General features: G+C 68.4%; 11 protein-coding genes, 1 tRNA gene and 1 pseudogene. 8 read left to right on the forward strand and 5 right to left on the reverse strand.

The window, feature by feature from the left end:
• Positions 1-54: 54 nt before the first annotated feature.
• Entirely contained in the window at positions 55-987 is a 933-nt protein-coding gene (locus tag ABZ822_RS01305; RefSeq protein WP_360845507.1) for an MBL fold metallo-hydrolase, read from the reverse strand.
• A 155-nt stretch (positions 988-1142) separates the two neighbouring features.
• Here ABZ822_RS01305 and ABZ822_RS01310 point away from each other — a divergent pair, with 155 nt between their 5' ends.
• The 4 genes from ABZ822_RS01310 to ABZ822_RS01325 all read left to right on the forward strand — a co-directional run bounded on the left by ABZ822_RS01310 (position 1143) and on the right by ABZ822_RS01325 (position 4886).
• Positions 1143-1355: a hypothetical protein gene (locus ABZ822_RS01310; protein ID WP_360845509.1), complete on the forward strand. Its 213-nt coding sequence runs from the start codon at positions 1143-1145 to the stop codon at positions 1353-1355.
• The gene (locus ABZ822_RS01315) at positions 1342-2751 is read left to right on the forward strand and encodes an amidase (protein ID WP_360845511.1); all 1410 of its coding nucleotides are present in this window, start codon (positions 1342-1344) and stop codon (positions 2749-2751) included. The genes ABZ822_RS01310 and ABZ822_RS01315 overlap by 14 nt, the downstream gene beginning before the upstream one ends.
• Before the next feature lie 86 nt (positions 2752-2837).
• Positions 2838-3413, forward strand: coding sequence for a TetR/AcrR family transcriptional regulator (locus ABZ822_RS01320; RefSeq protein ID WP_360845513.1), 576 nt, complete (start codon positions 2838-2840; stop codon positions 3411-3413).
• A 186-nt stretch (positions 3414-3599) separates the two neighbouring features.
• Entirely contained in the window at positions 3600-4886 is a 1287-nt protein-coding gene (locus tag ABZ822_RS01325; protein ID WP_360845515.1) for a M48 family metallopeptidase, read from the forward strand.
• Here the strand turns inward: ABZ822_RS01325 and ABZ822_RS01330 are convergent.
• On the reverse strand, positions 4863-5342 hold the full coding sequence (locus ABZ822_RS01330) for a GIY-YIG nuclease family protein (protein WP_360846912.1): 480 nt from the start codon (positions 5340-5342) through the stop codon (positions 4863-4865). The genes ABZ822_RS01325 and ABZ822_RS01330 overlap by 24 nt on opposite strands.
• A gap of 12 nt (positions 5343-5354) precedes the next feature.
• Positions 5355-7136 carry a DUF262 domain-containing protein gene (locus ABZ822_RS01335; protein WP_360845517.1) on the reverse strand — a complete coding sequence of 594 codons (1782 nt, stop codon included), beginning with the start codon at positions 7134-7136 and terminating at the stop codon, positions 5355-5357.
• Positions 7137-7537: 401 nt separating this feature from the next.
• On the opposite strand from ABZ822_RS01335, the pseudogene ABZ822_RS01340 reads away from it, so the two are divergent.
• Positions 7538-8350: pseudogene (locus ABZ822_RS01340) on the forward strand (site-specific integrase); the annotation flags it as partial.
• 68 nt (positions 8351-8418) lie between these two features.
• On the opposite strand, the gene ABZ822_RS01345 reads toward ABZ822_RS01340, so the two are convergent.
• Positions 8419-8494 (reverse strand) — tRNA-Arg (locus ABZ822_RS01345).
• 389 nt (positions 8495-8883) lie between these two features.
• Here ABZ822_RS01345 and ABZ822_RS01350 point away from each other — a divergent pair.
• Entirely contained in the window at positions 8884-9807 is a 924-nt protein-coding gene (locus tag ABZ822_RS01350; protein WP_360845519.1) for a bifunctional helix-turn-helix transcriptional regulator/GNAT family N-acetyltransferase, read from the forward strand.
• Between the two features lie 243 nt (positions 9808-10050).
• Positions 10051-11598: an alpha/beta hydrolase gene (locus ABZ822_RS01355; protein WP_360845521.1), complete on the forward strand. Its 1548-nt coding sequence runs from the start codon at positions 10051-10053 to the stop codon at positions 11596-11598.
• A gap of 134 nt (positions 11599-11732) precedes the next feature.
• Here the strand turns inward: ABZ822_RS01355 and ABZ822_RS01360 are convergent, their stop codons facing one another.
• Entirely contained in the window at positions 11733-13082 is a 1350-nt protein-coding gene (locus ABZ822_RS01360) for a M6 family metalloprotease domain-containing protein (RefSeq protein ID WP_360845523.1), read from the reverse strand.
• 488 nt (positions 13083-13570) lie between these two features.
• Between ABZ822_RS01360 and ABZ822_RS01365 the strand changes: the two genes are divergently transcribed.
• A complete protein-coding gene (locus ABZ822_RS01365; protein WP_360846915.1) occupies positions 13571-14182 on the forward strand; it encodes a helix-turn-helix domain-containing protein in 612 nt (203 codons plus the stop codon).
• The last annotated feature ends 2 nt before the right edge of the window (positions 14183-14184 follow it).

Here is a 14184-nt window from a genome sequence, read left to right on the forward strand (position 1 = left end):
CACCCGTACGACTGGGCTGCTCCTCCTGCCCGTTGGCGATGACGCCCGCTTCGGTCACGGGGCGACGCGGGGGACGGCGGGGACGGGTGAGAGCCGGTACGCCTCCCCGTGCGGCACGACACGCCCGGCGGTGGGCGGAGGGAAGTGGGTGCCCAGAACGAGGGCGTCCGTGCGGGCGAGGGCGCCGAGCAGCGCGCTGCGGGTCACCTCGGCCTGTTCGGGGTCGATGTCGACGCAGCTGCCGATGGCCGGGTGCGCGACCTGGACGGGGTGGTGGATGCAGTCGCCGGTGATGAGCGCCGTCTCGCCCCGGCTGCTGAGCTGCAACGCGATGTGGCCGGGGGTGTGTCCGGGCGTGGGCAGGAGGCGCAGGCCGGGCACCACCTCGATGCCCTGCTCCGGCACGTCGACGAGGTCGAGCAGTCCCGCCTCCTCGACGGGGAGCACCGAGTCGTCGAACATCTGCGAGCGCGCCTCGTCCATCGCGTACCCGGCCCAGAACTCCCGCTCGGTGCGGGAGGTGAGGTAACGGGCATGGGGGAAGGTGGGGACCCAATTCCCGTCCATCCGGCGGGTGTTCCAGCCGACGTGGTCGGTGTGCAGGTGGGTGAGGACCACCAGGTCGACGGAGTCCGGAGGGAAACCGGCCGCGGTGAGGCGCTCGAGGTAGTCGGTCCGCAGGTCGTGCCAGGCGGGGTTGGTCCGCGTCTTGCCGTTGCCGATGCCGGTGTCGACGAGGACGCGCAGCCCGCCCGCCTCGAGAGCGAAGGTCTGGCTGTGGAGGCGCAGGACGCCCTCGCGGTCGGCGAAGTCGGGACGGAGCCAGTCGTGCCCCGCCACGACGTCGGTGGTCGCGCCGGGCAGCAGCCAGGGCCCGGTCCGGGGCGGCAGGGCGATCTCGTCGATGCGGTGGACGGTGACGTCGCCGACGGTCCAGGCGGGGGCGGGCGGCGGTGTCTGCACGGGCGGTTTCCTTCGCGTGGTCATGGGGCCGGACAGGGCATCTGCCGGGGCCTTGAGGCAACTAAAGCTAACGATTTGCTTTAAGTCACGGTAGGGCTCTACGCTCCACTAAAGCAAATCATTAGCTTTTGGCGCTTCGGTGGTCGCCCGGCGCCTCGTGACTCTCAGGAGGAACGTCCATGGCGGATGACGGGTTCACCCCATCCGAGGCGGCCCGCCGGGCCGCCCGCGCCGGGCTTCGGCTGCCGGCCGACCGGCATGCCGACGTGGCGGCCACAGCCGAGCACATCCACTCCGTCGTCGCGGTCCTGCGGGAACTCGACTTCGGAGAGACACCGCCCACCGCCGCCTACCGCGCTTCGGCCGAGGAGCCGCACGATGCAGCCGTATGACGCGACACAGCCGTACGCACTGTCCCTCGCCGCCGCCGCTGACGCGATCCACGCCGGGCAGCTGTCTCCCGTCGAGCTCGTCGACTCCGTCCTGGACCGGATCGAGCAGGCGGAGCCGCAGCTGCACGCCTACGTCACCGTCAGCGCGGAGCAGGCGCGGCGCTCGGCGCGCGAAGCCGCTGACGCCGCGGCGGTCGGCCGCCTCCGCGGACCGCTGCACGGCATCCCCATGGGGCTCAAGGACGTGATCGACGTCGCCGGCACGGCGACGACGGCGAGTTCCCGCGTCAGGGCCGACCACCGCGCGGCGGCCGACAGTTCAGTCGCCGCGGGCCTGCGGGCGGCCGGCGCGATCCTCGTCGGCAAGACCCACACCCACGAGTTCGCCTACGGCCTGACCACGCCGCAGACGCACAACGCGTGGCGGCGTGGCAGAGTCGCGGGCGGCTCCAGCGGCGGCTCGGCCGTGGCGGTGACCGCGGGGACCGCCACGTTCGCGCTGGGCACCGACACCGGCGGATCGATCCGGGTGCCTGCCGCGCTCAACGGAGTCGTCGGCCTCAAGCCGACCTACGGGCTCGTCCCCCGCCACGGCGTGACGTCCCTGTCCTGGTCCCTGGACCACGTGGGACCGATCACGCGTACCGTCGAGGACGCGGCCCTCGTCCTGTCGGCCCTGGCCGGACACGACCCGCGCGACCCCGCCTCCGTAGCCGTACCCGCCACGGACTACCGACCGCCCGCGGACGGGGACCTGTCGGGGGTACGCGTCGGAGTACCGCGCACCTACTACTTCGAGCGCGTCGACCCCGAGGTGGAGACCACGGTCCGGCGCGCCATCGGCCGCCTCGCCTCGCTCGGCGCACGCCTCGTCGACGTGGAGATCCCCCTGACGCGCTACATCCAGGCGACGCAGTGGGGCCTGATGGTGCCGGAAGCCACCGCGTACCACGAGAACACCCTGCGCACCGTCCCGCACTTGTACGGGGCCGACGTCCGCACCCTCCTCGAGGCCGGTGAACTCCTGTCCGCCGGGGACTACGTGCGCGCCCAGCGCTCCCGCACGCTGATGCGGCGGGAGTGGGCGCGGCTGCTGAAGGAGGTCGACGTGATCGCCACTCCGGCCGTGCCGGTGACCGCGGTGAGGGCCGACGAGGAGTCACTGAGCTGGCCCGACGGCACGGTCGAGAGCGTTTCCGACGCGTACGTACGCCTCTCCTCCCCCGCCAACATCACCGGAACACCGTCGCTGACCGTGCCGGTCGGCCACGACGCGACGGGCCTGCCGATCGGCATGCAGCTGCTCGGCCGGCCCTTCGGGGAACATGCGCTGCTGCGAGTGGGCCACGCCTACGAACAGACCCAGCCGGCGCGTGAACTGGCGCCGGTGGGCTGACGGTCACCGTCGGAACGCCGTGGACACTGAAGCCAGGAATTCGCTTCAGAGACAGGCTGGGACGGCTCGAAAGGTGAGGTGGAGTCATGGCCCGCAGGCAGATGGTGCGCCCCGGCGGACGCAGTACGCGCGTCCAGCAGGCGGTGCACGACGCCGTACGCGAACTGGAGGCGGAGACGGGCCGGGACACCCTGACGGTGCCGCTGATCGCCCAGCGGGCGGGCGTCACGCCGTCGACGATCTACCGCCGCTGGGGCGACCTCAAGGAACTCCTCTCGGACGTGGCGGTCGAACGCCTCCGCCCGGACACGGCCCCGGCCGATCACGGCGACCTGTCGGCCGACCTGACGGCCTGGGCCGAGCAGTTCCTCGACGAGATGTCCTCCCCCACGGGCCGCGCCTACATCCGCGACGCCCTGCTCGGCGACCCGGACGGCACGAACGCGGGCCAGTGCTCGGCCTACGCGGCGGAGCAGATCGACACCATCATCAGTCGCGCGTCCTCGCGCGGCGACCATCCCCCCGAGGTCGAGACGGTCCTCGACGGTGTCGTGGCCCCGTTGATGTACCGCATCCTCTTCCGCCCGGAAGGCCTCAACACCCCTTATGCGCAAGGGCTGGTGACCCGCCTGCTCGCCGCGGACGGAATGGCCGCCGACTAGGTGTATTGATCACGAGCGTTGTTAAACGCGGGTGATCGGTGGTTGGACCTCCCGGACGATTGCGGCGGGATCACGGTTTCGGCCGATATGACGACCGCACCTTCACCAAGTCTCCACGATGTGATCGGATCAGCCCGTATCAGCAGGTAGCGGCTCGGGAGAAGCCGCGGAGTGGGGGAAACCGTGATGCCCGCCGTCGCCAGAGAGACGACACAGCCCTGCCCGGAATGCGGCGCGCAGATCCGCGGCGACAGCCGGTTCACCGTCTGGTGCGCCGCCTGCGACTGGAACGTGGACCCCGAGCAGCCGCAGCGGGACACAGGGCGGCTGGAAAGAGCTGAGCGCGCCCTGGCACGACGGCATGGCGAGCAGCTGCTCGCCGAGATGCTGAGCGGGCGGGAGCCGCGCCCCCGGCGTGACGCCTCGGCGGTGACGGCCATCGCACTCGCGCTGACCGTGCACGGCATCACCCTCGCGCTTGCCGTCGGTGGTGTCTGGTGTGTGGTGGCGGGCTGGGGCGGCGTCGGCATGGCGGCGGGGCCGGTGTTCCTGGTGCTGGCCTGGGCGCTCGCCCCGAGGGTTCGCAGCCTGCCCGACAACCGGCCGGTGCTGCTCCGGGCCGACGCGCCCGAACTCTTCGCCCTGGTGGACGAGGTGGCGCGGGCGGTTGGCACCCGAAGCGTGCACGCGATCGTTGTGGACGAGAGCATCAACGCCGGCGTCATGACGTACGGGGTGCGTGGTCGGCGGCTGCTGATGCTGGGCATGCCGCTGTGGGAGGTTCTGACGCCCGGGGAGCGGATCGCGCTGCTCGGCCACGAGCTGGCTCACTACGCCAACGGCGACACGCGCAACGGCCTGGTGGTGGGCACAGCGGTGCGGACCCTGTCTCTCTGGCACCACACCGTCCAGCCGCTTCCGCACCCGCCCGCGATCGAGATGGTTGTCAACGCCCTCTACGTGGTGCCACGCCTGCTGGTCCGGGGAGTTCTGGTGCTGCTCGTCCGGCTGACGTCGCGGGCCGGGGTGCGGGCTGAGTACCTGGCCGACCGGCTGGCCGCCCGCACCGCTTCCACGAACGCGGCGGTAGGCCTCATGGACCGGTTGCTCATCACCGATGCGCTCGGCGTCCTGCTGCGCAGCGAGGCCAACCGCGCCGCGCTCGGCGGGTCGAGGTCTACCCGGGAGGCCATGGCCCGGGCCGACGAGCTGTGGGGTCTGCTCACCACGTACGCGGCGTCCGTGCCCGAGCATGAGTACGAACGGCAGCGGCGCGCCGGAGCCCGGCGCGGACACCAGGTCGACGCCACCCACCCGCCGACCCATCTGCGGCGTGCCTGCCTGCTCGCCGGAGAGCCCGTGGAAGCCGCGGTGGTGCCGCAGGCCCGCCGGACCGAGCTGATCGCCACGGAACTCACCGCGGCCCGCACCGAGGTGGCCCGGCGTCTTCTACGCGACGGCCTCAGGGACTGAGGCCGTCGCGAGCCGCCCCTGGCGTAGCTGGTGCCTCTCGTTCGGAGGGGCACGCACTCGGCTCGGATGCCAGAGACCCCCAGCCTTGATCGGCTGGGGGTCTTTTTGCTGGTGCCCCCGGCAGGATTCGAACCTGCGACACCCGCTTTTGGGAGTTCGATCACCCTGCGGCGCGGCGTGGCGGAACCTGGCTCGGAAGTCGCATGTCGATCCGGGTGTGACCGCATCGGTTCGCCACCGTTCGCCGCCGTTGATGTCAGCTGGTGATGTCAGCCCGACGGCCGACGCGCTGACGGGCAACTCCCGTGCCAGCTGCCGCGCTTCGGCCCTCAGGCCCTTGAGAGTGCCGTGGAACGCGTTGTGTTGGTTCTGGTCGAGGTTCAGCGGCAGGTCGAATTGTGAGATGAGTTCGGACTCAAGGGCCCAAGGGCTGCCAGTCCAGGTGAAGCCCGATATGTGATTGCCTCATTATTTGGAGAATCTCCTGGCGGCCGCCAAGGCTTCACTCGTCTTCATCTTGCGGAGGTCCTCCCCATCCCGCACGAAATATTCGTCGCCATAGCTCGATAGATCCGCCTGAGCCGGGATCCTGATGACAACGTAAGATCTTCCAGAGTAGGAGATCGTGTCAACATTCGCCAGGACGTCCCCTTTAAGCGGTTCACCTACAGGGGACCCTTGGATCGCTTGTAGAATTTTTCGCGTATATGCGCTCGGCGTGATATCCAAAGCCCGGCATTCGCGATCGACACCAACTAGAAGTTGACTGCCCACGCGCAGCGCGACAACAGAATCAAGCTGCTCAATCCTTTCGGCGTCCTGCTGCGTATCCGCGACACCGAAAACCACATACCCGTCCGCCTCCGGCCCAACGTTGGCGATCGCAGAGATAATCTTAGGCAACTTCTTTAGAAAAGATTGATCAACGGAACGCCCCTCCCCCAGGGTGACAATTCCCTGCTTGAACTCGTATCGTGCCGTTTCGATAGGAGCCCTTCGAATGATGTTGGGAAATTCAATCTCCATTGACGGGCCGTGCGCCAAGGACGGGCGCGGAGCGCTCACGAAATGCTTCTCCAGCAAGCCACGTACGATATCAATATTCTCCTGACGCTGCCGCTCCGTAGTTGTATTTCTGCTGGGGGTCAACTTCTCGGAGATCCTCCGAATAGCGGCGAATGCAGCCTTCGGGTCTGCAAGCTCCTTCTGCTGCCTAATCATCAGGTCGTAGAATGCCATGAAGATTGCGTAGAATGGAGTTTTAGCTGAGGTGAAACCACTTGTGCTTACATGGGATCGAAACGCCCCGCTGACACCTGGTCGCTCCGAATCGACCATAGCCTTCATGGCCCCAAGAACATCTTTCACATCTCTTGCCAGAGAGTCAGTTCCGTAGGCATTCAGGTCGATATTCAGCGAAAAGCTCTCAGGCGTTTCGAGGTCGAAATATTTGTCGAGCACGTCCGAGCTCACGCTGAAGGTGTTTCCCCTCACCACAGAAATGCAGATGTCTGCAAGGAGTTGCTCATCTTCACTTTGCTGCAATTGTCGCGGATTCAGCACTCCTAGGCTACACCAGAATGTTTCCTCTGCGGCAATCCCGTAACCCAGTCTTTCGCGTGCGGAATCGATGGAAACTACGGGCATCCTACTCAGCGGCAATACATCTGGCGAACCGTCATACCTGAAGTCGGAGGCCAGCCGCCTAATCAGTTGAACGAAATCGCTGACGACTCCAGCCTGCCGCTTCTCCTGGGCGCTCAGCTGACGTCCGCCAGAATTGATTCTCCGGAATACTTCAGTTACATGCGTCTCTTCTTTTGAGTCGAAAATAGTGACAGCGAGCTGGTAGTCGAGGAGATCGGCGCATTTTTCAGCGGGGATGAATGAGGGATTCCCCGTTTCAATCTCAAAGAACCCAGATTCGGCAGCTTGGCGCGCGCGGGAGAATTCCCGCAAGTCGAAGTATTCTTTCGTCTCGCCATTCGGAATGGCATACTTGTGTTCAATAAAGCCGAAGATGGCGTCAAGCCTCTGCATGCCGTCGATGATCTCAAAATCACCGTCCGCTGTTTCTGCAAGCAGGAACAGCGGAATTGGGAACCCTCGCAAGACGCTATCAATCAAGCGAATCTTTTCGTCTACGCCCCAGACGAGCTTTCGCTGATAGTTTCTGTTAACTATCAGCTTCTCTCCCCGGTAAAGGCTGTATGCCTCTTGGATCGACATGCCGCGAGGGGTGATAGACACTGAGATTCCTTCCAGTTGATCATGGAATCGCATGAGTAGTCTGCAGGGTGACCTCCGCAACATCATCGCATGCGACATGATGCGGCGTCAGGTCGGTGGAGCGGGTTTGGCCGGTGGCCTGCCCGGTTTGGGGTCGAGCATGATCAGGGGGCCGTACGCTAGTTGGCAACTCGGGCAGTCTTGGACCTGCCCGGAATTTGAACGAGTGGCCCCCTGGTCTTGCTCGACGCGGGACCCGGACCGGGGAGGTGGCTAAAGCCGTGGAGCCGACCGGCCCCAGCCACAGAGGGTCTTCTCTGCTCTGCCCGCTGCACGTAGCGCGCCGCCGGGCGCGGCCAGTCGGGGCGAAGACAGGAGGCCGGCCGCGCCGCAGAGGCCGCGCGCCCGCGCCGTGCGCGGGCCTTGAGTCGCTGGGAGTCGCCGACGTGCGCCGCTTCCTCGTCCAGCTGGAGAACAAGACGACCTCTGCCACCGCCAAGGAATCACACCGCGTCCTGCGGACGGCTCTCACCGCCGCTTGCCGCGAGGAGCTGGTGACCCGGAACGTGGCGAGCCTCGTCGAGCCACCTCGGGCCAAGTCACGGGAGCTGAGCCCCTGGACGCTGGAAGAGACGCTGGACTTCCTCGCTGCCGCCCGTAAGGACCCGCTCAACGGCGCCTTCGTTCTCGCCGTCACCATGGGACTTCGACGAGGTGAGATCGTCGGCCTTCGCTGGACGGATGTCGACCTGGACCAGCGCGTGCTCTACATCCGGCAGCAGACGCAAAGACGTCGCGGCGTCCTCTACGACGACGATCCGAAAGGCCGTCGTCGCCGGGCCGTGCCGCTCCCGGCCATGTGCATCGCCCCTCTTCGCTGGCATCGGATGCGCCAGGCCGAGGTGAGGCAGCGCGCGAGTGATGCGTGGGAGGACCGGGGGTACGTCTTCGCCACCCGGACCGGTCGACCGATCGAGCCTCGCAACGTCTACCGGTCCTTCACCCGCGTCGCCGAGACCGCCGGCCTTCGCGTCATCCGGCTCCACGACGCCCGGCACGGCTGCGCGACGCTGCTCACCGCGGCCGGGGTCGCTCCTCGCGTGGTGATGGAGATCCTCGGGCACAGCCAGATCAGCATCACCATGGACGTGTACACGCACGTCGTGCAGGACACTCAGCGGGAGGCCATCAGCCACATGGACCGGCTGCTCAAGAGGCGGCCCGGTCGTGAGTGACCGCCGCCGTTGATGTCAGATCTGGATGTCAAAGACCCCCAGCCAAGATCGGCTGGGGGTCTTTTCGCTGGTGCCCCCGGCAGGATTCGAACCTGCGACACCCGCTTTAGGAGAGCGGTGCTCTATCCCCTGAGCTACGGAGGCCAAACCGGTCGACGGTCTCCCAGGTGGTACGGCGAGCAGCCGGGACGGGCTCGGCACACAGCCTAGCGGACCCGACGTGCGGGTGGCCCATGACCCGGCTCGGGCGGAGGGTGATCCAGTCGGCGCGACGCCATCGAGAGCTCGGGCCCGCCCGACACCACAGAGGCGCATCGCCGGTGTCGGCCGGCCTCCCCGTCCGTCGGCGTTCGAGACGCCCGCCCCACCCCCCGCAAGGTGAAGTGGCATCCGGAGTACGGGAGTTCGCCGGCCCGGCGGCAAGCCGTCTACGCTGCGGGCCCGCCCCTTCGCGCCAGGCGTACGGCTCGCCCCCGCCGCGCGATGCGTCCCACCCATTGACCCACCCCCGAGCCTCTGACTACGGTCAGAGAATGGATGAAGCGCTGATCGCACAGGTGCGGCGATTCAACCGGACGGTCACCGAGCGGGTGGGCGCCCTCAACGATCATTTTCTGGGGCGAGGCCGTCCCATCGGCGAGGCGCGGCTGCTCTGGGAGATCGGCGAAGAGGGCCGCGACGTACGGCAGTTGCGGGCTCAGCTCGGGCTCGACTCGGGTTATCTCAGCCGGCTGCTGCGCTCCCTGCTCTCCGACGGCCTGGTCACCGTCGAGCCCCTCCCCCGCGACAAGCGGGTACGGACCGTGCGCCTCACCGCCGCCGGGCGGGAGGAGCGCGAAGCGCTCAACCGCAACAGCAACGAGCTGGCCGCCTCGCTGCTGGAGCCGCTGACCGAAGCCCAGCGCGACCGGCTCGTCTCGGCGATGGGCGAGGTCGACCGGCTGCTGACCGCGTCGATGGTCTCCGTCGCCGCCGCGGACCCCGAGACCTCCGAGGCGCAGTACTGCATGCACGAGTACTTCGCCGAGCTTGCGCGCCGGTTCGACACCGGCTTCGATCCCGAGCGGAGCATTCCCGCCGACCCCGGCGAACTCCGGCCCCCCGCCGGGCTCCTCCTCGTCGCCCGTCTCCACACCCAGCCCGTCGGCTGCGGCGCCCTGAAGTTCCGCGGCGACGAGCCCACCGAGATCAAGCGCATGTGGGTCGCCCCGTCCGCGCGGGGCCTCGGCCTCGGCCGCCGACTGCTCACCGAACTGGAGGCGCACGCCGCCCGTCACGGCCGCAGCCGCGTCCTGCGGCTGGAGACGAACGGTACGCTGACGGAGGCGATCGGGTTGTACCGTTCGGCCGGGTACGCGGAAGTCGACGCGTTCAACGACGAGCCGTACGCGCACCATTGGTTCGAGAAGCGGATCACCGCTCCGGATTCCCCGGGCGGCCACTCGACGACCCCGTAGCCGAACCGCCGGACCGGGAGTCGAAGCGAACCGCCGGACCGGCGGCCGAAGAACGCCGCCGCACGGCAACAAACCCGCCTCGTTTCCACTGATGGCATTCACCGCCATTCGGTTCTCATCCCCACGTCTCTTTCTCCGTACCTCCGGAGTATTACGAAGCATGACCCGTAGAGGGATTCGCGCGCATGCCCGGACGCGAAAAGGTCGTTCCGTCCCGAGAGTTGACCGGAAGGAACGGCTACCGTGCGGATACGACGCACAGCGCCCCTGCTCGCGGTGGGGGTCACGGCGACCCTGATACCCGCGCTCGCCCCGACGCAGGCAACCGCGGCGGACTCGCTGGAGCAATTTCGGAACCAGAAGCCGTCGTGGCACCGGTGCGACAGCTCCATGCCCGCCTCGTACCAGTGCGCGACGATCAAGGTCCCGCTGGACTACAAGCGCCCCACGGGCAAGAAGATCAAGCTGGCGATCTCCCGCATCAAGACCAGCAAGCCCGGCAAGCGCCACGGCGTGATGCTCTTCAACCCCGGTGGTCCCGGCGGCGAGGGTCTCTCGATGCCGATGATGATGAAGGGGACGATGCCGAAGAAGCTCCAGGAGAAGTTCGACCTCGTGGGCTTCGATCCGCGCGGTGTCGGGCAGTCCAGCCCGGTGAGCTGCAAGCTGAGCGGGCAGGAGGAGAACTTCCTGCGGCCGTACACGCCGGAGACGTTCGACCGTGACGTCAGCTGGGCGCGCAAGACGGCGGACAAGTGCCGTGACAAGTCCGGTGACAAGCTTCCGTACATCACCACCCGCAACACCGCCCGCGACATGGACGTGATCCGCAGCGTCATGGGCGAGAAGAAGATCTCCTACCTGGGCTACTCGTACGGGACGTACCTGGGCGCCGTGTACGCGGAGATGTTCCCGAAGCGGACCGATCGCTTCGTGCTCGACAGCGCCGTCGATCCCGCCCGGATCTGGCGCGGCATGATCCAGGTGTGGGCCGAGGGCACGGAGCCGGCGTTCGACCGCTGGACGAAGTGGACCGCCAAGCGGAACAGCACGTTCAAGCTGGGCAAGACCCCCGGCGAGGTGCGCAAGACCTTCTACGACCTGGTGAAGCGCGCCGACAAGGACCCCATCGAGTACAACGACGAGAAGCTCGACGGCACCATGATCCGCGGCATGACGCGGTCCGAGTTCTTCAGCCCGAAGCAGGCCGCCCACACGGTCTCCGACCTGAAGAAGGCCGCCGACGGCAGGACCGTGCGCCGCGGCTCGGCCGCCCCGGCGCCGCAGCCGGCCGACAACGGCACCGCGTCCTTCCTGGCCGTCGTGTGCGGTGACACCGCCGCCTGGCCGCGTGACACCGAGCAGTACCGCAAGGACTCCGTCACGGAGAAGGCCAAGTACCCGCTGTTCGGCGACTACGCCTCGAACATCATGCCGTGCGCGTTCTGGGACAAGCCCAAGGAGCCCGCGACCACGTTCGGCGACGCTCCGGGCGTGATGGTCGTCCAGAACCAGTGGGACTCCCAGACCCCCCTGACCAGCGGCCTCGGCATGCACCACGCCATGAAGGGCTCGCGGTTGGTGTACGTGAAGGGCGGCGAGGGCCACGGCGTGTACTCCGAGGACCCCGCGCTCTGCGCGAACCGCGCGGTCAACGCCTATCTGGGCAGCGGCAAGCTGCCGGCCGAGAACGTGACCTGTGAGGCGACGAGTACGCGGAACCGCGAGGCGGCGGAGCGTCCGGGTCCGACGCCGAAGCGCGTTCCGGGTGGTGTGCCGGGCCGCTTCTGAGTCCTGACGAGGTGCGCTGAATCACCGTAGTGATCCACCGTACGGCGTGGGTCTCCGTCCAACCGGCGGAGGCCCACGCCGTACGTGTCGTTCCCACCGCCGTCTCCCGTCCCGCACACGGCAGTTGAGCGGGCTCAGGGGCGGGTGACCTTCACGCGGTAGTTGCCCGATGCCTCCCGGCGCAGGACCTCCACCGTGACGCCGCTGGCCCGGTCGGCCATCTTCTGCCCGGCAGCGAACGTCGCGTCCGTCAGTTCGGCGTTGATGTTCGGCCGCTGGGCGCAGCCGCCGCTCGAAGGCCTGCCGTCCTTGACCGAGACCGGACCGTCGCCGCTGCCCACGCCCGTGTCCAGCCAGTAGACGAGGACGCCGGGGCGGCAGACCGCGGCGTCGTTGCCTTCCTGGGTGCGGACCTCGACGCCGTAACCGGTGCGCTCCGTCACCGGTACGTAGAGCAGCTTGGTGCCGCCCTTGCGGGCCAGTGGCGTCACCGTGTGCTCGGTGCTGCCGCTGCCCGTGGCGCAGGCGACCTGGCCGGCGCCGAGCCAGCCCAGCTTGCGCTTGTGCCAGGCCAGCAAGTCGTTGTTGGCGCCCCAGTCCTCGCTCATGATGTCCCAGTGCCCGGCCTTCCCACCGCCGTTGGAGGTGTAGAGGTCGGGCAGGCCGAGGGCGTGGGCGTTCTCGTGGGGCAGGACACGGTAGGCGTTCTCGAGTCCGATCGTCGAGCCGTCGTCCTGGCGGCTGTAGACGAACGACATGTGGCGTAGCGGGACGCCGTCGGCCTTGGGCGCGTCCTGGAGTCCGGCGAAGGTCACCGACAGCACGGTGTCCAGCGCCGAGGGCCCGGCGTTGGGCGTGACGAGGATGTTGACCAGGTCGTACGCGGCGAAGTTCACCCGGCTGTCGGCGACGCGCGCGAGGTCCCGGACGAGATTGCGGTAGCCCGGCTCGTAACTGACCCCGCGGTCGATGCCGTACGCGCTGAACGGCCGCGGCATACGGAGCCAGTCCCGCACCGGGGCGTGCGGCTCGTAGGACAGGGCGCCGTACGAGCTGGTCCTGTACCACTCGGCGGTCTTCGGGAAGAACTCGGCAAGGCGGTCCCGGGCGGTGCCCTCGCCGGGCGCGTCCGAGAAGTCGATCATGAGGTTGAGGGCCCGGAGGCGTCCCGTGGAGGGCGCGTGCCCGTCCGGGGTCGGCACGCCCTCCGACATCTGGACCCCCGAGACGGAGGCCGGAGAGCACGGCGCTCCGGGCTCGGCGCGGGTGACGGGGGTGGGGCCGGAGGCGCCGAGGGATGCGGTGGCCGTTCCTGCGGCGGGTGCGGTGAGGGCGAGGGCGCTGACGGCGAAGAGCGCGGTGCCGCGGCGTGGTCTTCGGAATCTGCGGCCCGGGCGTATGTGGGGCCGGGCCGACCCGCTCGGTGGGGTGCGGTGCGAGGCCCGCGAGCGGGTCTCGCGTATTCGGGGGCGGGTGGGCTTCATGGCTGTCCGCCTTCCGGTCCGGGCAGCCGTCCTCCCCGACTGCGCTTGTCCGATCACCGTGCGGTGGCGGTCCGGCCGGGGCGCGCGGGGTGGGGCCGGTCGGGGGGAGTTCGTGGGCCGTTCGGGCGCCTTGTGAACGCGGAAGGTTACGGAATGCATGCGCAGGGTTATGGCGCGGCCCGGCCGGGGGGCGGGCCGGGGGCTCACCCAGTCGCGTGACACAGATCACACGACGCCGCGAAATATCCGGGGAGTCCTTCCCCGTTTGGAATCAATGTCCGCACGAAGCGGGGAGGCTTTCCCCGGTTCCGGTCCGGACGCCCCCCCGCAGCCCCGACCGGGCAGCGCGGAGGCCCGCACACACCGCAAGCACACACCGCACCGCACACACCCCGTACGACCGAGACCGCGCCCCCGTCGAGGCGCCAGAGACCGAGAGGAGCGTCGTCGTCGTGAGCCCCACCACCGTGAAGAGCCACGAGCCCCGGATGCGGGCGGACGCTCTGCGCAACCGGGAGCGGATCATCTCCGCCGCCCGCGAGATGTTCGTCGAACAGGGGGCCGACGTCCCCATGGACGAGGTCGCCCGCCGCGCAGGCGTCGGCAACGCCACGCTCTACCGGCACTTCCCCGACCGCGACGAGCTGATCCACCGCGTCACCCTGCACGTGATGGAACGCATCATCGACCAGGCGGACTCGGCGCTCACCGAGGAGACCGACGCGTTCGAGGCGCTGGGCCGCTTCGTGCACGCGGCGGCCGAGGAACGCATCGGCGCGCTCTGCCCGTTGATCTCCCAGGCCGGGGACGCAAAGGACCACCCCGAGACCGTGGAGGCCGGTGAGCGCCTAGACCGGGCCATCAACACCCTGATGGAGCGGGCGCGTTCGGCGGGCCTGCTCCGCCCCGACGTCGCCGTCGGCGATCTGATGGTCGCCGTCACCCAGCTCACCCGGCCGCTGCCCGGCGACGGCTGCTCCGGCTTCGACGGGTACGTCCACCGCCATCTGCAACTGCTGCTGGACGGGCTGCGCGCCCCGGCGCGCTCCGAACTGCCCGGCTCCGCCGCCACGTTGGAGGACCTCCGGCAGCTTTCCTGATC

It is taken from the genome of Streptomyces sp. NPDC047108 (assembly GCF_040643575.1).
GTDB lineage: Bacteria > Actinomycetota > Actinomycetes > Streptomycetales > Streptomycetaceae > Streptomyces.

What these genes read in the sequence shown, in the direction of transcription:
- ABZ822_RS01350 (WP_360845519.1), top strand. Translation starts at nt 8,884, where the DNA reads ATGGATGAAGCGCTGATCGCACAGGTGCGGCGATTCAACCGGACGGTC.
- ABZ822_RS01315 (WP_360845511.1), top strand. Translation starts at nt 1,342, where the DNA reads ATGCAGCCGTATGACGCGACACAGCCGTACGCACTGTCCCTCGCCGCC.
- ABZ822_RS01320 (WP_360845513.1), top strand. Translation starts at nt 2,838, where the DNA reads ATGGCCCGCAGGCAGATGGTGCGCCCCGGCGGACGCAGTACGCGCGTC.
- ABZ822_RS01310 (WP_360845509.1), top strand. Translation starts at nt 1,143, where the DNA reads ATGGCGGATGACGGGTTCACCCCATCCGAGGCGGCCCGCCGGGCCGCC.
- ABZ822_RS01365 (WP_360846915.1), top strand. Translation starts at nt 13,571, where the DNA reads ATGCGGGCGGACGCTCTGCGCAACCGGGAGCGGATCATCTCCGCCGCC.
- ABZ822_RS01325 (WP_360845515.1), top strand. Translation starts at nt 3,600, where the DNA reads ATGCCCGCCGTCGCCAGAGAGACGACACAGCCCTGCCCGGAATGCGGC.
- ABZ822_RS01305 (WP_360845507.1), bottom strand. Translation starts at nt 987, where the DNA reads ATGACCACGCGAAGGAAACCGCCCGTGCAGACACCGCCGCCCGCCCCC.
- ABZ822_RS01360 (WP_360845523.1), bottom strand. Translation starts at nt 13,082, where the DNA reads ATGAAGCCCACCCGCCCCCGAATACGCGAGACCCGCTCGCGGGCCTCG.